The 18,761-nt window shown below is 74.5% G+C and carries 12 protein-coding genes; 5 read left to right on the forward strand and 7 right to left on the reverse strand.

The window, feature by feature from the left end; all coding sequences use genetic code 11:
* Positions 1–52 precede the first annotated feature (52 nt).
* The 3 genes from AC27L3_RS12590 to AC27L3_RS12600 all read right to left on the reverse strand — a co-directional run bounded on the left by AC27L3_RS12590 (position 53) and on the right by AC27L3_RS12600 (position 2,029).
* Complete coding sequence (locus tag AC27L3_RS12590) at positions 53–343, reverse strand: hypothetical protein (protein ID WP_487234100.1); 291 nt, start codon at positions 341–343, stop codon at positions 53–55.
* A 172-nt stretch (positions 344–515) separates the two neighbouring features.
* On the reverse strand, positions 516–1,421 hold the full coding sequence (locus AC27L3_RS12595) for a DUF6114 domain-containing protein (protein WP_487234101.1): 906 nt from the start codon (positions 1,419–1,421) through the stop codon (positions 516–518).
* Entirely contained in the window at positions 1,412–2,029 is a 618-nt protein-coding gene (locus AC27L3_RS12600) for a DUF6230 family protein (RefSeq protein ID WP_487234102.1), read from the reverse strand. Before AC27L3_RS12600 ends, AC27L3_RS12595 begins: the two co-directional genes overlap by 10 nt.
* 215 nt (positions 2,030–2,244) lie before the next feature.
* Between AC27L3_RS12600 and AC27L3_RS12605 the strand changes: the two genes are divergently transcribed.
* Positions 2,245–9,939 (forward strand): SDR family NAD(P)-dependent oxidoreductase, encoded by a 7,695-nt coding sequence (locus tag AC27L3_RS12605; protein WP_487234103.1) that lies wholly within the window; start codon positions 2,245–2,247, stop codon positions 9,937–9,939.
* On the opposite strand, the gene AC27L3_RS12610 is transcribed toward AC27L3_RS12605, so the two are convergent.
* Positions 9,914–11,419 carry a carboxylesterase/lipase family protein gene (locus tag AC27L3_RS12610; protein ID WP_487234104.1) on the reverse strand — a complete coding sequence of 502 codons (1,506 nt, stop codon included), beginning with the start codon at positions 11,417–11,419 and terminating at the stop codon, positions 9,914–9,916. The two genes, AC27L3_RS12605 and AC27L3_RS12610, sit on opposite strands and share 26 nt — an antisense overlap.
* Before the next feature lie 285 nt (positions 11,420–11,704).
* Between AC27L3_RS12610 and AC27L3_RS12615 the strand changes: the two genes are divergently transcribed.
* From AC27L3_RS12615 to AC27L3_RS12630, 4 genes are all read left to right on the forward strand, one after another.
* Positions 11,705–12,934, forward strand: coding sequence for a S8 family peptidase (locus AC27L3_RS12615; protein WP_487234105.1), 1,230 nt, complete (start codon positions 11,705–11,707; stop codon positions 12,932–12,934).
* 318 nt (positions 12,935–13,252) lie between these two features.
* Positions 13,253–13,912, forward strand: coding sequence for a transglycosylase SLT domain-containing protein (locus AC27L3_RS12620; protein ID WP_487234106.1), 660 nt, complete (start codon positions 13,253–13,255; stop codon positions 13,910–13,912).
* Between the two features lie 556 nt (positions 13,913–14,468).
* Positions 14,469–14,621, forward strand: coding sequence for a hypothetical protein (locus AC27L3_RS12625; RefSeq protein ID WP_487234107.1), 153 nt, complete (start codon positions 14,469–14,471; stop codon positions 14,619–14,621).
* A gap of 88 nt (positions 14,622–14,709) precedes the next feature.
* The gene (locus tag AC27L3_RS12630) at positions 14,710–15,132 is read left to right on the forward strand and encodes an Hsp20/alpha crystallin family protein (protein WP_487234108.1); all 423 of its coding nucleotides are present in this window, start codon (positions 14,710–14,712) and stop codon (positions 15,130–15,132) included.
* 83 nt (positions 15,133–15,215) lie between these two features.
* Here AC27L3_RS12630 and AC27L3_RS12635 read toward each other — a convergent pair whose 3' ends face one another.
* The 3 genes from AC27L3_RS12635 to AC27L3_RS12645 form a co-directional block, all read right to left on the reverse strand.
* On the reverse strand, positions 15,216–16,202 hold the full coding sequence (locus tag AC27L3_RS12635) for an SCO0930 family lipoprotein (protein WP_487234109.1): 987 nt from the start codon (positions 16,200–16,202) through the stop codon (positions 15,216–15,218).
* Positions 16,203–16,330: 128 nt separating this feature from the next.
* Positions 16,331–17,821 carry an NADH-ubiquinone oxidoreductase-F iron-sulfur binding region domain-containing protein gene (locus AC27L3_RS12640; protein WP_487234110.1) on the reverse strand — a complete coding sequence of 497 codons (1,491 nt, stop codon included), beginning with the start codon at positions 17,819–17,821 and terminating at the stop codon, positions 16,331–16,333.
* On the reverse strand, positions 17,818–18,582 hold the full coding sequence (locus AC27L3_RS12645) for a hypothetical protein (RefSeq protein ID WP_487234111.1): 765 nt from the start codon (positions 18,580–18,582) through the stop codon (positions 17,818–17,820). The genes AC27L3_RS12640 and AC27L3_RS12645 overlap by 4 nt, the downstream gene beginning before the upstream one ends.
* Between the last annotated feature and the right edge of the window lie 179 nt (positions 18,583–18,761).

The following is an 18,761-nucleotide window of genomic DNA, read 5'->3' on the forward strand; positions in this document are numbered from 1 at the left end:
CCGGTCCGCCTGCCCGCGGGGAGCGGCACCGCCCCGCGGGCAGGCGCGCCCGTCAGCTCGTGACGACGTTGTGCGCGGGCGTGATCTCCGGCCGCAGGTCGCCGTAGCCGAGCTCGGCGAGCACGGGGGCGAGTATCTTGCCGAAGGCCTCCAGGGCCTCCGGCGACTCCCACACGTCGGTGACCCGCCAGCCACCGTCGACCGGCCCGGCGACGTGCGCCAGCAGTCCGTCGACGGGCATGTCGGAGAGCGAGGTGAAGGGCCTGCCGACGAGGCGCTCGATGCACGCGTCGTACAGCTCCTGACCGGCGCCCTCGGCGTGGAACGTGACGATGATGGCCACTGCTGGCACTCCTGTCCCTGGGGTCCGTCCTGGCGGCGGCCCGGCGGGTCGGGGGTGGGGGCCGCACCCACCGGTCTCCCCCTCGGCCCCGGGCGGAACCCCCGGGCCCGGGCGGCTCGTCGAAGCGCCGCCCGCGCGCGGCGGCGAACGCCACGCCGGTGGTACGGCGCGCTCACGCGCCGGACGGCAGGGCACCCGCGGCGTGCTCCGGGGCGATGCGCAGCCCGTCGGCGTCGATGACGTCGCTGGTGATCAGGGCCTGCCGGGCGCGCACCTCGGTCATGAAGACGAACGGCGGCACCACCGGCGGCACGGGCAGGGCGTCCGCGCTGAAGGACAGGCACAGCAGCCCCTGGACGCAGCCGCTGAAGTCGGTGACGTACAGCGTGACGTCCCCGCGCAGCCTCAGGTCGCGTACGTCCAGGGTCAGTTCGGGGCCGCCGTCGTGGGTGAGCAGGCGGTAGTCGCGCAGGGACGCGGCCCGCATCCTGAGCACCATCACCTTGCGCGGCCCGGCGGCGGTCGGCAGGCGCTCGACGGAGGCGAGGGTGAAACCGCTGGGGGCGAAGCGGGTGGTGGTCACCGTCGGCGGGACGGCGCCGGCCGTGACGGGCCCGGTCCGCTGCGGGGCCCGTGCCGGCAGGCCGGCCGCCAGCAGGACCAGGGGCAGCGCCACCGCCAGCGCCTTGGACGGCGATTCGCCCGCGGCCGGCCGGGGCCCCGGTGCGGGCGGCGCTTCCGCCCGCACCGGGCGCCACGCGAACGCCATGGCGCCGCCGGCGATGCCCAGCAGCATCCCGATCCCGAACCCGCCGAGATTGCTGGCCGCGAAGGAGACCACCGAGAGGATCACCGCGTGGAGGCCCACATAGTGCCGGGTCTGCGGCCGCACCAGCAGGAACACCCCGGCGACCACCAGGGCCGCGCCGATGCCGAGCGCGGCGATGCCGCCCAGCCCGAGCCCCAGGAGAACGCTCCACGGCGCGAGGGGCACCAGGGCCAGCTCGGTGCCGGCCAGCACGAGCAGCACCGCCGCCCAGAACGGCCGGGTGCGCCGCCAGCGCCTGCTCAAAAGCACGCCGGCCCGTTCAGGCCCACGTCCAGCCGCAGCCCCGTCAGGCGGAAGTCGCCGCCGGTGACCGACCAGGCGTGGGAGCGCACGCCGGTCACCGACACCTCGCGGGCCTGCAGGCCGAACTGTCCGGGCGCGCCGTGCACTCCGGGCACCTGGTCCAGTGTCGAGGCGTCCCGGCCGATCTGCGCCTGACCGAAGCGGGCGTCGCCCACCAAATCGTCCCCGTGCAGCACCAGATCGTGCACGTCCACCGGCCCGGCGCTGCCGCCGGCCCGCAGCCGCAGGACCACCTCGCCCACCGGGGTGGGCACGCGCGCCGCCTGGCAGATGTCCGACAGCCGGGCGTCGCCGATGCCCAGCAGGGCGCCGGGACGGCCGCCGCCGCCGGTGGTCGGGGCCACGTCGACGTACGCGGCCAGGCCCTTGCTGCGCAACTGCTGCGCGGAGACCTGGAAGGCGGTGCCGGACACCGCGAAGGACGAGGCGAGGACGCCGTCCGCCATCGCCACGGCCATGCCCGCGACGGCCAGCAGCGCGGGCAGCGCGACGAGGGCCGCCCGGGGCCAGGACGTCCTGCCCTCGGGCGGTCCGCCTTCCGACTCGACTGACATCACGGGAAGTTGACTGCCCGCGAATGCGGCAGGCATCCGCCGCGAGCCATCACCCACATGGATGAGAAGAGGCAGAGCGAGCCAATGCGGGCATCGGCGGTCAATCACACAGACTTTTGCCGGGGTCCTGCGAAGGGGGTGTTGTCCGTTTATGCCCGGCGTGCACGGTCATCGATATCCGCGAACGGTGCCCGGGGGGAAAGGCGGGAGAGCCCATGGGAGTTGACGGCAACGGAAAGGTCGCGGCGGAGAGGATCGTGGCGGTGGTCGGAGCGGCCTGCCGCCTGCCCGGCGGCATCGCCGACCTCGACGCACTGTGGCGGGCCCTGCGCGAGGGCCGCGACCTGATCACCGAGGTCCCCGCCGACCGCTTCGAGCGCTCCCGCTTCGTCGATGCGGCCAGGCCCCGGCCCGGCAAGAGCTACACCGCGGCCGGCGGATTCCTCGACGACATCAGCGGCTTCGACGCCTCCTACTTCGGCATCTCGCCCCGCGAAGCCGCCCAGATGGACCCCCAGCAGCGGCTGCTGCTGGAACTGGCCGCCGAGGCCTGCGACGACGCAGCCGTCGCCCCCGCCGCCCTCGCCGGCACCGACACGGCCGTGCACGTCGGCATCTTCGACAACTCCTACGGCGCCCTGCAGTTCATGAACCGCAGCGTCAACGCCTACACCATGTCCGGCGCCGCCTCCTCCATCGCCGCCAACCGCATCTCCCACGTGATGGACCTGCACGGCCCCAGCGTCGTCGTGGACACCGCCTGCTCCTCCTCGCTGGTCGCCCTCGTCCAGGCCTGCCGCGACCTGCAGGCCGGCACCAGCCGGGCCGCCCTCGCCGGCGGCGCCAACGTCCTGCTCAACCCGTACCACTACGTCGGCTTCTGCCAGTCCTCCATGCTCTCCCCGACCGGTCGCTGCCGTTCCTTCTCCGCCGCCGCCGACGGCTACGTCCGCGCCGAGGGCGGCGGCATGGTGCTTCTCAAGCGCCTGCCCGACGCGCTCGCCGACGGCGACCGCATCCGTGCCCTGATCCTGGCCGGCGCCGTCAACAGCGACGGCCGCACCCCGGGCATCTCCCTGCCCCGCAGGGAGCTCCAGGAACGCCTCCTGCGCGAGGTCTACGAGCGCGCCGGCGTCGCTCCCGACGACATCGCCTACCTGGAGGCCCACGGCACCGGCACCCCCGTCGGCGACCCCATCGAGGCCGAGGCCATCGGCCGGGCCCTGGGCAGCCGCCGCACCCGCGGCGCCCTGCCCATCGGCTCGGTGAAGTCCAACCTCGGCCACCTGGAGTCCGCCTCCGGCATGGCCGGGCTGATGAAGGTCCTGCTCGTCCTGCGCGAAGGCGAGATCCCGCCCACCCTGCACGCCGACGAGCCCACCCCCCACGTCGACTTCGCCGCCCTGCGCCTGGACCTCGCGGTACGGCCCCGGTCCGTCGCCCTCGGCGAGCGCTCGGTGGTGGGCGTCAACTCCTTCGGCTTCGGCGGCACCAACGCCCACGTGATCCTCGCCCCGCCACCCGCCCCGTCCGCGCCCCCCGCGCCCCCGCCACCGGCGGCACGCCCCGTCCTGGTCACGGCGCGTACCCGGCGCGCCCTGGCCGACGCCGCGCACCGCACGGCCGCCCGGCTGGCCCAGGCACCGGACGAGGAGTTCTACGACCTGGCGTACACGGCCACGATGCGCCGCGGCAAGCACCCCCACCGCGCCGCGGTCCTGGCCGCCGATCCGTCCACCGCGGCCGAACGCCTCGATGCCCTCGCCAAGTCCCTCACCCCGCCACCGGAGCCCCCCACGGGGCACGGGGAACCGCGCGACCAGCCCCAACGGCCCTGCGGCCAGGCCGACGGCACCTGGCAGCACCGCATCTCGACCCTGCTGCAGCAGCCCGACCTCCTCGCGGAAGCGCCCACGCCCACCGCCGAGGACGAAGGCGACCGCCCCGCCCCCTCGCCGCGCCTCGCGGCGCTCGGCACCGAGGTCGCCCACGGCCGGGTCGTCCTCGTCTTCACCGGCAACGGCGGCCAGTGGCCCGGCATGGGCGCCGCCCTCATGGCCGCCGACCCCGGCTTCCGGGAAACCGTCGAGACGCTCGACGCCCTGCTCGCCCCCGGCCTGGGCTGGTCCGTGGCCCGGGCGATGGCCGAGCCCGGCAGCGGCCCGGACCTGTCGGCCACCGAGTACGCCCAGCCTCTGCTCTTCGCCCTCCAGGCGGGCCTCGTCGGCATGCTGCGACGGCAGGGCGTCACCCCCGCCGCGGTCGTCGGCCACAGCGTGGGCGAGGTCGCGGCCGCGCACGCCGCAGGGGCCCTCGACCTCGCGCAGGCGGCCGCCGTCATCGCGGCCCGCGTCCGGGCCCAGGCCCCCACGGCCGGCAGCGGAGGCATGACCGCGGTCTCGCTGCCGCGCCCCGAGGCCGAGGACGTCCTCGCAGGCCACCCCGGCCTCGGCATCGCCTGTGTCAACACCGACGGCGACGTGACCGTCTCCGGCCCCACCGCCCAACTGGCGGCCCTGGAGGACGAGCTGGCGCGCAAGGGAGTCGCCTGCAGCCGGTTGGACGTCGACTACGCCTTCCACAGCCCCGTGATGGACGCCGCCCGCGCCCTTTTGGGCGCCGACCTCGCGCAGCTGCGCCCGGCGCCCGCGACGATCCCCATGGTCTCCACCGTCACCGGCGCTCCCGTGACCGGCACCGAACTGGACGCCGACCACTGGTGGCGCAACGTCCGCGAACCGGTGCTCCTCACCCCCGCCGTCCAGCACCTCCTCGCCACCGGGCACGACGTCTTCCTCGAAGTCGGCCCGCACCCCGTGGTGTGCCCCTACCTGCGCCGCCTGACCCGCAAGCACCCCGCACCCGTGGCCGTCGTGGCCACCCTCGCCAAGGACGACGCCGGGCCGGACGCCGTGCACACCGCCGTGGCCGCCCTCGCCGCCGCCGGCGCGGACCTCGACTGGCGGCACCACTACCCCGTACCCGGCCGCGTGAGGGACCTGCCCGCCTACCCCTGGCAGCGCGAGCGGCACTGGCACGGCTCCCCGGGCATCTGGTCCGGCGTCCCCGGGGACGGCGGGGTGGACCACCCGCTGCTCGGCGACCGGCTCGTCCCCCTGCACCAGCCGACCTGGCGGGGGCCGGTCGAGCCGGCCCTCGCCCCCTGGCTCGCCGACCACCGTGTCGGCGGCGCGGTGGTCTGGCCCGCCACCGGCTACGTGGAGATGATCCTGGCCGCCGGCCGACGCGTCCTGGACGCCCCCGCCGAGGCCGAGCACCTGGAGATCACCCGCGCCCTCGTCGTGCCGTGGGACGACCCCGGCAGCACCGTCCTCTACCTCACCGTCTCGCCCGACGACGGCGCCGTCACCGTCACCAGTGTCACCGGCGACCGCAGCGCGCCCACCCGGCACGCCCGGGCCCGCCTGCGCCGCCTGCTGCGCCCGCGCCCCGGCCCCCTCGACCTCACCGCCGTACGCCGCCGCTGCACCGCCTGCGCCGACCCCGCCGAGCTGTACCGCGCCGCCGCGGCCGCCGGCCTCGACCACGGCCCCGCCTTCCGCACCCTGCGCCGCCTGCACACCGGCGACGGCGAGGTCCTCGCCGCCTACGAGATGCCGGAACCCCGCGACGCCTACGAGGCCCACCCCGCCCTGCTGGACGGCGCCCTGCAGGCAGGACTCCCGCTCCTGGCCGGTGCCCTGGCCCGCGGCGAGGCATACCTGCCCGTCGGGATCGAGGCCGTGCGCGTGTGGCAGGCACCGCCCGCCCGAGGACTCGTCCACCTGCGCGAACGACCGCGCACCGCCACCGAGGTCTGCTGGGACATCACCGTCACGGCCCCCGACGGCACCGTCGCGGCGGAACTGCAGGGCTGCCGGCTGCGGCGCTTCGACGCCGCACGGTCCGCACCGCTGATCCGCTCCGTCAGCGTGCTGTGCGCCGCCCCCCGCACCGAACTGCCCTGCCCGCCCTCGCCCCTGCCCTCCTGCAGCGAGCTGGTGTCCCGGGCGCGCCCGCGCATCGAGGCCGCCCGGGCCGCCCTGCGGGCCAGCGGCTACGAACGGGCCCGCCGCATGAACCTGCTGGCCACCACCATCGGCTTCGCGGAGGGCCTGCGAGGGCTGCTGCCGCAGGGGGAGCGGATCCTCACGCTCGACGGCGAGGGCGCACCGCCGCTGCGAGCGCACCACCGGCAGATGTGTGCCTGGGTCCTGCCCGTGCTGGCCCGCCGGGGTCTGGCCGAGCGGCTGCCGGACGGTCGCTGGGCCCTGGAGCCGTCCGCGGTGACCGTCGACGACGTCCTGCGCCGGGTGGTCTGCGAACTGCCCGCCTTCGCCACCGAGGTCGCCCTGGCCGCCCTCCATCGCAGGGGCCTTGCCAAGGTGCTGCGGGGCGAGAAGCAGGAGCTGGAGTACCTGGTCGAGGGCGGCATGGAGCTGATGGACCAGTTCTTCGACCTCGCCCCGTTCATCCGCTGCCAGAACCGCATGCTCAGGGCCCTCATGGAGGAGATCGTGCGGCAGTGGCCCGCCGACCGGCCCCTGCGCGTCCTCGAAGTGGGCGGTGGCACCGGCGGGGCCACCGCCGGCCTGCTGGCCGTCCTGCCGCCGGAGCGCACCCGCTACACCTTCACCGACGTGTCGCAGTACTTCGTCGGCCGGGCCGAGAAGCGCTTCGCCCGCCACGACTTCGTCGAGTACCGCCCCTTCGACCTGGACGCCGACCCGGCCGAGCAGGGCCTGACCCCCGGTGGTTTCGACGTGGTCGTCGCGGCCAACGCCCTGCACACCGCCAAGGACCTGGCCCGTGCCCTGCGCCGCGTCGCCGGCCTCCTGGCCCCCGCAGGCCGCCTGCTGGCCTCCGAGCAGCACAACGCGGAGGCCATGGCACAGTACTTCGCCACCCTGGAGAGTTTCTGGCACCACACCGACCGCGACCTGCGCCCCGAGGTGCTGTTGCTGCCCGCCCACCGCTGGCCCCCACTGCTGCGGCAGTGCGGCTTCACCGATGTCATCGGCCTGGGCGAGGGACACCGCCGCACCGCCGGCGCCGACGGATCCGTTCTGCTGGCCACCGCCGCGGGCACCGGCGTCCCGCCGGCCGCCCCGCTCCCCTCGGGCACGGCCGGCGCGTGGATCCTGGCGGCCGAGGGGGACGCCGAGGACGAGCCGCGGGCCCTGGCCGCTGCCCTGCGGCCGTGCACGGACGGGCCCGTGACGATCACCGGCGCCCCGGACGACACCGGGACGTGGGACCGGCTTCTCGCGTGCGACACCGGCGACGTGACCGTCGTCCTCCTCCTGGACCCCGCCGCCCCGGACCCCGGCCCCGGCGACCTGGTCGGCCTCACCGCACGGCGGATCGCCGTGCTGGCCGCCCTCGCCTCCGCCGGCGAACGGCTCCCCGCCGGCACCGGCCTGACCGTGTGGCTCGTCACCCGGCCCAGCGGCGCCCTGCCGGCCCCCGAACGCCCCGAGGCCCCCCACGATGCCGCCGTCTGGGGTGCCGCCCGGACGATGGCCAACGAGCACCCCCGCATCACCGTGCGGCGCCTGTCCTTCGAACGCACCGCGGACCCCGGTGCGGACGCCCACCGCCTCGCCCGGGAGCTGCTGACCGACACCGACGAGGACGAGATCGTCCTGACCGCCGGCGGACGCTTCGTGCCCCGCGTGGTCGACCTCGCGGAGCATCCGCAGTTCGCCGCCGACAGCCGTACGGTCGCCGCCTTCGCCCTGGAGGTCCGCGACCCCGGCCTGGCCTACCGCCTCGCCTGGACCGAGAAGGCGGCCCCCGCCGCACCCGGCGTCGGCGAGGTCGTCGTGGCCGTCCGCGCCGCCGCCCTCAACTACCGGGACGTCATGCACGTCCTCGGCGTCCTGCCGTCGGCCGAGATGATGCGCGAGCTGCCCCGGCAGCCCGGCCCCGGCATGGAGTGCGCCGGCGTCGTCGAGGCCGTCGGCCCCGGCGTGACCACAGTGGCCGTGGGCGACCGCGTCTTCGGCCTGGCCCCCAACGCACTGGCCTCCCACGTGGTCACCACCGAGTACGCCCTCGCGCCCGTCCCGGCCCGCATGTCGTTCGCCGAGGCCGCCACCCTGCCCGTGGCCTTCCTCACCGTCCACTACGGGCTCGGGCATCTGGCCCGGCTGGGGCGCGGCGAGACCGTCCTGGTGCACGGCGCCGCCGGCGGCGTGGGCCTGGCCGCCCTGCAGTACGCCCGGCGCCGCGGCGCCCGCGTCATCGCCACGGCCGGCACCACCGCCAAGCGCAACCTGCTGCACGTCCTCGGTATCGACGACGTCCTGGACTCCCGCGACCCGGCGTTCGCCGAACAGGTCCGGCGGATCACCGGCGGCGAGGGTGTCGACGTCGTCCTCAACTCCCTCGCCGGCGAGGCCATCGCCCGGGGACTGGACGTGCTGCGCCCCGGCGGCCGGTTCGTCGAGCTCGGCAAGCGCGACATCCTGGAGGACAAGCCGCTGCGGCTGCACCCCTTCAGCAAGAACATCGCCTTCTTCGGCGTCGACCTCACCCGGCTGCTGCATCACCCCGAGCTCGCCATGCGGCAGTTCGCCGAGGTCGCCGCGCTCGTGCGAGGCGGCCGCTACCGCCCCCTGCTGCACACCGTCTACCCGACGGCCAGGGCCGGCGAGGCGTTCCGCCTGCTGCAGCACTCCCGGCACATCGGCAAGGTCGTCGTGGCCTTCGACCCCCTCGACGAGCCCTTGTACGTCGAACGTGCCCCGGCCCCGCCCCCGATCGACCCCAAGGGCACCTACCTCGTCGCCGGCGGCCTCGGCGGCTTCGGTGCCGCCACCGCCCGCTGGCTCGCCGGCCACGGCGCCCGTCACCTGGACCTCGTCGGCCGCCGCGGCCCCGACAGCCCCGAGGCCGCGCAGCTGCTGGCCGACCTCGCGGCCCTCGGCGCCCGGGCACGCGCCCACGCGGCGGACGTCGGCGACGCCGACGCCATCGAGGCCATCGTCGCGCAGGCCGATGCCGAAGGCCGCCCGCTGCGCGGCGTCGTCCACTCGGCGATGCACATCGACGACGCCTTCCTGGCCCGTCTCACCGACGAGCAGGTGCGTGCCGTCCTGGTGCCGAAGATGGCCGGCGGCGCCGTCCTCGACGCCGTCACCCGCAACCGGGACCTGAGCCTGTTCCTCGCCTACTCCTCCGCCACCGCCACCTTCGGCCACGTCTCCCAGGCCAACTACGTGGCCGGAAACCTCTACCTGGAGGCCCTCGCCCGCCGGCGCCGCCGGCAGGGCCTGCCGGCGACCGCCGTCGCCTGGGGCGCCCTCGGCGGCACGGGCTACGTGGTCCGCAACGACATGCTCACGCTCCTGGAACAGGCGGGGATCGAGCCCGTCATGCCGCAGGAGGCCCTCGAAGCGGCCGCGGAATTCCTCGCCGCCGGCGCCGACGTGGCAGGCGTCGGGCGCTACCACTGGGGACGGATCCACGCGCTGCTGCAGTGCGTCGGCGCCCCCCGGCTGGCCACCCTCCTGCCGGCGAGCACCGCCGGGGGAGCCCTGACCCGGGAGGACCTCCGCCGCAAGCTGGCCGGCATGGCGCCCGACGAGGCCCACCAGTACATCGCCGGCTCGCTCGCCCTGGTGCTCGCCGAGGTCCTGCAGATCCCCGTCGAGGAGATCGACCAGCACCGCAGGATCGACACCTTCGGCGTGGACTCCCTCATGGCCACCGAGGCCCTGGCCATGCTCCGCCGGCAGTACGACGTGGAGATCCCGCCCATGGAGCTCCTGCGCAGCGAGGGCACCATCGCGGACATCGCCCGCATCGTCCAGTTGCGCCTCGGCCTGACCACCGGGCAGCAGCCGCCGGCGGCGCTGCCCGGTGCCCGGCAGGAGCAGGTCACGGACGCAGTGGCGCGTACGTGAACGGCCGCCACAGCGCCCGGGCGTCGGGGACGCGAGGGTCCACCGGCCCGCCGTCGTCCACCGACCAGGTCCGTACGGGCCCGCCGGCCGGGCCCAGCGGCGGCCAGCCCGGGTCGCCGGTGGCCGCGAAGGAGGCCCACGCGGTCACCATCCGCTCCGACAGCCGCCGGTCGGCGGCGGTGGGCGGGCCGCCGATCAGGAACTCCGGATGGGGGGAGGCGAGGGTGCCGAACGCGAAGGGGACGTCCGCGCAGTGCCACGGCCGCACCACGCCCGCGGGGCCCGTGCGCTGCCGGTCGAAGCGGGAGAGGAACGCCCGCCCGCCGGCCCGTGCGTGGGCCTCGGCGAGCCGCCTGCCGTACTCGGCGAACTGCAGGTCGCCGTACGCGGCGAGGTACACCTCCAGCACGGACGCGCCCGGCATGAGGGCCCGGTATCCCGCCGTCAGCTCCGGCGGCAGAGCGAAGTCGGCGGCGAAAGTGCGCAGTTGCTCCTCGGTGGTCACCTTCGCGCTGCTGCCGACGGCGTCCAGCAGCCAGTACTCCTGCGTGGTGTGGCACACCAGCAGCTCCATGTCGCCGGCACCTCCGGCGGCCACGGCGGACAGCGGTTCGGCGGGCAGGACGTGCCCGTCGACCACGGGACCGTAGAGCACCGGGTCGTAGTGGCGGTGGCCGGACGCCGGATCGCGGCGGTAGGCGTCCACGACCCGGTCGGAGGCCTCGACCAGGGCCTCGGGCGGGGCGGCCAGGAGGGCCTCGGCGGTCGCGGGCAGCCCGGCGGCCGCCGCCACCCGCCGCGTGGTCTCCGCCGCGAGCGCGGGGGAGAGGCAGGGGCTCGCCGGGCTGTGCGCGACGGCCCGCCGGAAGAGCCCGCGGGCGCCCCGCATCACCGCCAGGCAGACCACCGAACCGGCGCCCGAGGACTGCCCGGCCACCGTGACCCGGCCCGGATCGCCGCCGAACGCGGCGATGTTCTCGCGGATCCAGCGCAGCGCCGCGACCTGGTCGAGCAGGCCGCGGTTGTCCGGGTACCGGGAGCCGTCGGCTGCGGGCGGGACGTGACCGAAACCCTCGAAGCCCAGGCGGTAGTTGACGGTGACCACGACCAGGCCGGCACGGGCGAGCGCGGTGCCGTCGAAGTCGGGCTGCGCCGACGACCCGAAGGTGTAGGCACCCCCGTGCAGCCACACCAGCACCGGAGCCGACCGCGCGTCGGTGGGCGTCCAGACGTTCAGCGTCAGGACGTCCTCGTCGCCCGGTGACCAGTGGGGTGCACCCGGCAGGCGCGCCGACTGCGGGGCGACGGGCCCGAAGTCCGTGCAGTTCCTGACCGCGCTCCACGGGCCCGCCGGCTGCGGCTCGCGGAACCGCGCCGCGCCGAACGGCGCGGCGGCGTAGGGGATTCCGGGCACGGCGACCACGGTGCCGTCGCGCAGGTGTCCCCGTACCGGGCCGGAGGTCGTGGGGAAGACGGTCACGTTCGGCGCTCCTCAAGGTCTGTAAGCAACAGGCGAATTATGTGTGTCGCCGACGTAAAACGTGACAGTGATTTCCACCAACAGGTGTCCCAACTTGCCGTATTTCCATGCGGTTTGTATTTACGCAGGAGCGTTGCGTATGTCACACCTCGGTTCAGGTGTTGATCTGCCCGCGTCAAAGCTGACAGGGTTTCGGGTCATCCGGAGCCGATCACTTCGGTTCCGGGGTGTCGCATGCCGACACGCACGTCCCCCCCCACAACCTCACGAGGAGGAACCCTCGTCATGGCACACCACAAGCGCGCCGGCAAGCGGCGGATCGTACTGGCGATATCCGCCGCAGCGGCCGTCACGGCCGGCGCAACCCTCTTAACCCTTCCCGCCCAGGCCACGCCCCCCGCCGAGGGCACGGTCTACGGGACCGACGCGAAGGGCGCCATTGAGGGCAGCTACATCGTCCTGCTCAAGGACGGCAAGGCGGCGGCGCACGACGGCGCCTTCTCCGCCCAGGGCAAGGACTTCGCGCAGCGGTACGGCGGCAAGCTGGAGCGCACGTACTCCTCCGCCGTGCACGGCTTCTCGGCCAGCGGCCTGGACCGCACCGAGGCCAAGCGGCTCGCCGCGGACCCCTCGGTCGCCAAGGTCGTCCAGAACCACCGCTTCACCATCAACGCCGCGCAGGAGGCCCCACCCTCCTGGGGGCTCGACCGCATCGACCAGGCCGAGACCAAGGGCGACGGCAAGTACACCTACCCGGACGGCGCCGGTGAGGGCGTCACCGCGTACGTCATCGACACCGGCGTGCGCATCAGCCACAAGGACTTCGGCGGCCGGGCGGCGTACGGCTTCAACGCCGTCGACAACAACGACAAGGCCGACGACGGCAACGGTCACGGCACCCACGTGGCCGGCACCATCGCCGGCACCGCGCACGGCGTCGCCAAGAAGGCGAAGATCGTGGCCGTGCGCGTGCTCGACGCCCAGGGCTCCGGCACCACCGAGCAGGTCGTGGCGGGCATCGACTGGGTCACCAAGAACCACAAGGGCCCCTCGGTCGCCAACATGAGCCTCGGCGGCGGTGCGGACGAGGCCCTCGACGCGGCCGTGCAGAAGGCCATCGCCTCCGGCGTGACCTTCGCCGTCGCCGCGGGCAACGAGTCCACCGACGCGGGCAAGGGCTCCCCGGCCCGCGTCAAGGAGGCCATCACCGTGGCCTCCAGCACCAAGGACGACCAGCAGTCCGACTTCTCCAACTTCGGCAGCGTCGTCGACCTCTACGCCCCGGGCACGGACATCACGTCCGACTGGAACGACAGCGACTCCGGCACCAAGACCATCTCCGGCACCTCGATGGCCACCCCGCACGTCACCGGCGCGGCGGCCGTCTACCTGAGCGGTCACAAGGACGCCAAGCCCGAGCAGGTCGCCCAGGCCCTGACGGCCGGGGCCACGCCGGACAAGATCAGCAACCCCGGCCAGGGGACGCCCAACAAGCTGCTCAAGATCGTCGAGTAGCCCCCGGCGCCTGCCCGGTGCCCCCCGGCGTCGCGCGTACGAGTGCACGCGTCGCGTAGCGGCGGGGGGTGCGGGGCGTGAGGACGCCCATAGGGCGTGGATCACATACGAAAGAGGGCCGTTGACGTCGGTGGACGTCACGGCCCTTCGCCGTCGGCGGGTACGGCGCCGGATCGTAGGTCACATCGTTGCGGGGGGTTTCGGGCGCCGCTAACAATTGCGAGGTCGCTGGGCGCCGTTTGACCGAGAACGGCGCTTTTGTGTGGCCGCCGGGCGGCTGCGGGCGACGAAGACGATTGGAAGAGGTTCGGCTCAGTTATGCGCTCCACCCACTCCGGCTATACCCGTCTGACCAAGACCCACAAGTTCATGGCTGCCGGCCTGACCGCCGCCGGTGCGGCCGGTGTCGTGCTCGGTGTCGTCCCCGCCGCCGGCGCTGCCACGCACGCTCCGGTGAAGCCGGTGGCGTGGAACGCGGAGGCTTTCGGTCGGACGCAGGACGCGGAGCTGGCGAAGGCTGCTGACGCCGCTGCCACCCAGGCCAAGACCGACGCGTCGGCGAAGGCCAAGGCCGCTGCCGGCCGTGGTGCCCAGGCCGCTTCCCGCTCCGAGGCCCGTACCGCCCTGAAGTCCGCCGCCCCGGCGCCGCAGGTCTACGGCGACAACCTGGACGGCTGGATCACCCAGGCCCTGGACATCATGAAGGCCAAGCACATCCCGGGCTCGTACGAGGGCATCAAGCGCAACGTGATGCGTGAGTCCACGGGCAACCCGCGCGCGATCAACGACTGGGACGTCAACGCCGTCAACGGTGTCCCGTCCAAGGGTCTGCTGCAGATCATCGACCCGACGTTCAAGGCGTATCACGTCGAGGGCACCTCCTGGGACATCTACGACCCGGTCGCCAACATCGTCGCGTCCTGCAACTACGCCGCCGACAAGTACGGCTCCATGGACAACGTCAACTCCGCGTACTGACGCACGGAGCGCACCGGCTTTCCGGGGCGGCGGCACCTCACGGTGCCGCCGCCCCTTTCCCATGTCGTTGCGACACGTGGTTGATTAATTCGTTTTGTATTTGATTAAGGATCGCCGTGCCTGCACAGTTCGGGTAAGCGGAAACGTATTTGTTCCGTCGTATCCCGGTTCACGACAGTCAGGGGAGTGATCGTGAAGGGCAGACACAAGAGGTTCCAGGAAAGGCGGCGTGGGAGCGCTCCCCGCCGGCACCCTCTCGCCGATCAGGTGTATGACGCGCTGACCATTGTGATCGTCGTGGTCGTCGTCGCGGTGTGCGCGCCGGGCATGAAACCCGAAGCGCTGGGACTGGTCGGACTCGTGGCAACGGTTGTCGGATCGCGATCGCGTGTGGGCGTGCATCGCTAGAAAGGAAAATCCCGGACCCCGCGCCTGTTCGTCCTATCGCCATACCGGGTGACCTCATCGCGTAGTGGACGTTGAACCCCACGTGACGAAGTTGCCAACAGCCGCGGTGCCGTCACCCCGCCCGGCCGGTCAGGCCGGGCGGAAGGCGGTGGAGAACCCGCCCATCTTCCAGGCCCTGGCGGAGCGATGGCGCGCGGCCGGCCGGCTCGTGCCGGGCGACCACGACCCCGACTGGGCCCGGCTGACCGGGGAGCCCCCGGTCTTCGACCCCTGGCGGCGGCATCCACGTCCCCAGGGTTGAGTCAGGTCTTGTCAGCTTTCTACCGTCGGAGGTATATAAGAAAGCGACGCATCCGCTTGTCTCACGCAGTCGCAAGGAGGGATCGCCGATGCTGATGCGTACCGACCCGTTCCGTGAGCTCGACCGCCTCACCCAGCAGCTGCTCGGGACGCCCGCCCACCCGGCCGCCATGCCCATGGACGCCTTCCGGGAGGGCGAGTCCTTCGTCGTCCAGCTCGACCTGCCGGGCGTGGACCCCGAGAGCATCGACCTGGACGTCGAGCGCAACGTCGTCACGGTGAGGGCCGAGCGCCGTCCCGCCGCGGGCGAGGGCGTCGAGATGGTGGTGGCCGAGCGGCCCGCGGGCACCTTCAGCCGCCAGGTGTTCCTCGGTGACACCCTGGACACGGAGCGCATCGAGGCGCAGTACGACGCCGGTGTGCTGACGCTGCGCATCCCGGTCGCCGAGCACGCCAAGCCGCGCAAGATCGCCATCAGTGGCGGCAGCAAGCCGCGCCAGATCAGCAGCTGATCGCGTCAGCGCCTGATCGTGCACCCGGCCCCGGGCGGTGCACCGCCCGGGGCCCCGGCACCCTCGTGCGCGGGAGCGCGGCGTCAGGTGGCCGGCGCAGCGGTGACCTTGTGGCCCTTGTCGTCCACGGCGAACCACAGACCCTGCTTGCCCTGGCCGTTGACGTCCCCCGGCGCGCCGTCGCCGGTGAACCAGTACATCGGCCAGCAGTCGATGGCCAGTTGCTGCGTGCCGTCCGGCCGGGTCACCGTGCTCACCAGCTTCTCCGGCACGTCCTTGACCTTGGCCTTGTCCGCCGGCTTCGCCGGCTTCCAGGTGTCCAGGCAGGCGCCCGTGCAGGCGAACTTCATCGGCCAGGGGTTGTCCTTGGCGAAGCGGTAGAGCGTGCGGCCCTGGCCGTCGACCAGGATCCTCCCCAGCTTGGGGTTGTCCGAGACCGACAGCCCCGCGGCGCCGTCCTTGCCGTCCCGGCCCCCCGCGTCGCCCTTGGTGTCGTCCTTGCCGGCGCCCGCCTTGCCCGCCTTGCCGCCGTCGGGGGCCAGGGCGTTCCAGGTGCCGCCCACCCCCTGGCCCTTGGTGTCGCCGGGCGAGGCGTCCTTGGCGTACCGGTACACCGGCCAGCCGGCCAGCGTCAGCTGGCGCGAGCCGTCGGCGCGCACGACCTGGCCCAGGTCTGCCGTTTTGACACCGGCCGCCGCCGAGGCGTCGCCCGCGGGAACGGGCGGCCACGCCTTCGCGCAGTCCCCGTCGCAGTGCGAGGCCGGGGGTTTGGCGGTGTCCTTGTCGAAGCGGTAGAGCGTGAAGCCCTTGCTGTCGGTGACCACCGGCCCCAGGTCGGCCGTCTGCCGGACGGCCAGCATGCCCGCGGGCGCATCCGGCGCCGTGGCGGCCGCACCGCCGCCCGACCCCTTGCCGCCGTACCCCGACCCGTACCCGCCGGCCTGCGAACTGTCCGCCGCCGGCTGGGCGTCGCTGCGTCCCTGCGCCGCCGGGCTGCCGCCGCAGCCCGCCGTCAGGGCCACGATCGCCACTGCTGCTGCCGCCAGGGAGGCGTGGTGCCGCTTGTCCATGTCCGTCTCTTCCTTCCTGGGATTCCTCTGCAAGACCCGGCGGCAGCGCCGCCACCGGTCAGTACGGGGACGAGCCCCGCACGTACTCAAGGGATGGGGAAAATCGCCGTGGGCGGGCGCCGCCCGGCTCAGCCCGTCTCCAGGCGCAGGGCCAGGGCGGGACAGCGGCGCACCGCGCGCAGCGCCCGCTGGCGCATCCGGGCCGGCACCGCGATGGCCGCCCGCTCGGGGTAGCCGTCCGCGCCCAGCCGCAGCAGGCCCGGCAGCAGGTCCGCGCACAGACCGTGCCCGCGGCACAACGTCCAGTCGACCAGCAGCCGTTCACCGGGGACGGGCCGCGCGGCGCCCTGCGGCGCCGCCCCGGCCGACCGCGGTCCCGCGGGCAGCGGCAGCGAGCCCAGCACCGGGCGCCCGCACCCGGCGCCGGCCGCATGCGCCTCGAACTCGTCGGCGAAGACCTCCAGCGAGGAGGCCACGAAGCGGGCGGTGCCGTCGGGATGCCCGCAGGCGCCGCGCCGCTCCACCGCCCGCAGCCCGGCCCGTACGGCCTCCAGCGCGCCCCGGCCGCCGCCGTGCACCGCCTCGTACAGGCCCTCGGCGAGCGAGGGCAGGCCCCGGAAGCAGGGCCCGCACTGCCCGGCGGTCTCCGCCGCCAGCCAGCGGGCCACCCGGGCGATCTCCCCGGCCGGACAGGTGGCCTCGGGCAGCGGCATCAGTGCCCCCGCCCCGAAGACGGCGCCGGCCGCGGCCACCGACGCCCGCGAGACCGTCGCCGTACGGGCCCCGGCCGCCGGCAGCCAGGAGCCGTGGTACCCGCCCGCGAGCACCCCCTGGCCGGGGCCCGTGCCGCACAACTGGAGGGCGTACGGCAGCGGGAGACCGGTCGGTGTCTCCACCACGTGCGTCCCCGCGACGGTCAGCAGCACCGTGCCCGGCTCCTCCGGCAACCCCAGCTCGCCGAAGCCCGCGGCGCCGAGCCGGGCGGCGACGGCCAGCTGCGCGAACGTCTCGGTGTTCGACAGCAGTGTCGGCACCCCGCCCAGGCCCGCGTCGCTGGCCCGCACCCGCCGCCCGGACGGCAGCGCCGGTCCGCCGCCCACCCCGCGCAGCAGCGCGCTGCTCTCACCCGTGACGAACCGCTCCGGCAGCCGCACCACACGCACCTCCTGCCCCTCCACGGCGCGTTCGCCCGCGGCACGGCGCACGGACGCCTCCACGTCCTCGCGGGCCACACCGACCACCACCTCCCGCGCCCCCAGGGCACCGGCGGCCAACAGCGCGCCGTCGAGGACCAGATGCGGTACGTGCAGCAGCAGCGCCGTGTCCTTCAGACAGCCCGGTTCCCCCTCGCTGCCGTTGACCACGACCGCGGCACCGCCCTGCGTACGCCGCAGGGAATCGCGCACCGCCCGCAGCTTGCGGGCGAAGGGGAACCCCGCCCCGCCGCGCCCGCGCAGGTCGATCTCCTCGGCCAGCGCGGCCAGTTCCTCGGCCGGGAGGGCGGGCGGCGGCCCGTGCAGGGCCAGGTGTGCCGCCCGGTCCACCCACATCTGCCGGTCCAGGCCGGCCAGCAGCCGCGGCGGCCCCACCGCGCACAGCGCCGGCACCGGCCCGCTCACGCGCCACCACCCCGCTCCCGCCGGGCCCGGCGCAGCCGCAGCACCAGCGCCGCCGCGGCCCCCGCCACGCACAGCGCGTACGAGGCGGTCACCCAGCCGCGCGCCGCACGCCCCGCGTACAGCCCGTGCACCAGCGCAGCCCCCCAGGCCACGTACGCGCCCATGTGCAGCGCCCGCCAGGCTCGTGAACGGCCCACGGAGGCGAAGGCGCTGCGCACCGCACCGGTGACGGCCACGACGACGAACAGGTAGCCGGCCAGCGTCCCCAGTCCGATCAGCAGGGGCCTGCCGGGGTCGGCGAAGGGCACCGCCACGGCCGTCCCGCTGGTGTGCCCCTCGGCCACCTTCACCCACAGGTGCAGCCCCAGGAAGCCGAAGCCGGCCACCGCCAGCCCGCGGTGCACGCCCTGGGCGAGCAGCCGGTGGGCCGAGCCCAGCAGCATCCGGTCGGTGGCCGCCAGCCCCCACATCACCGTGGCGGTCAGCGAGACCAGCGCCAGCACCCCGGCGCCGAAGTCCAGGAACTCCCGCGTGTGTTCCGCCACTCCCGCCCGGGCCGCCACCGCGAGCAGCAGCAGGATCGCCGCCGGCAGCGCGGGCCGGGCCGAGGGCCTGCTCGCCGGCCGCGAGCGCGGCCGCGACCGGATGGGCGCCAGGCGCCGGCGGGGCGGCGGCCCGGGGAGCCTCGCACCGGGCGGCGGGCCCGCCGCAGGGCCCGCGAACAGGTCGGGCGCCGGCGGGGAGGAAGGGGAGACGGACATAGGGGCCTCCGGCGGGGCAGCCCGCGACGAGCCGGGCGGGCGCCCGCGTAGCTTGAGAAATCCGGAAAATCCCGCGCATCGGCAGCAGCTGCCGGGCGGTCGAATGCACAGCAGGATCCTTGAATTCCGCAAGTCCTTCATAAGCTTTATCGCGCTGTGACAAATTCGCGCATGGGCAC

The sequence above is a fragment of the Streptomyces sp. PKA51 genome (assembly GCF_057552455.1).

Excerpts from the sequence above, each read along its gene's own strand:
- AC27L3_RS12605 (WP_487234103.1), top strand. The coding sequence starts at position 2,245 with ATGGGAGTTGACGGCAACGGAAAGGTCGCGGCGGAGAGGATCGTGGCG.
- AC27L3_RS12615 (WP_487234105.1), top strand. The coding sequence starts at position 11,705 with ATGGCACACCACAAGCGCGCCGGCAAGCGGCGGATCGTACTGGCGATA.
- AC27L3_RS12635 (WP_487234109.1), bottom strand. The coding sequence starts at position 16,202 with ATGGACAAGCGGCACCACGCCTCCCTGGCGGCAGCAGCAGTGGCGATC.
- AC27L3_RS12630 (WP_487234108.1), top strand. The coding sequence starts at position 14,710 with ATGCTGATGCGTACCGACCCGTTCCGTGAGCTCGACCGCCTCACCCAG.
- AC27L3_RS12645 (WP_487234111.1), bottom strand. The coding sequence starts at position 18,582 with ATGTCCGTCTCCCCTTCCTCCCCGCCGGCGCCCGACCTGTTCGCGGGC.
- AC27L3_RS12620 (WP_487234106.1), top strand. The coding sequence starts at position 13,253 with ATGCGCTCCACCCACTCCGGCTATACCCGTCTGACCAAGACCCACAAG.
- AC27L3_RS12600 (WP_487234102.1), bottom strand. The coding sequence starts at position 2,029 with ATGTCAGTCGAGTCGGAAGGCGGACCGCCCGAGGGCAGGACGTCCTGG.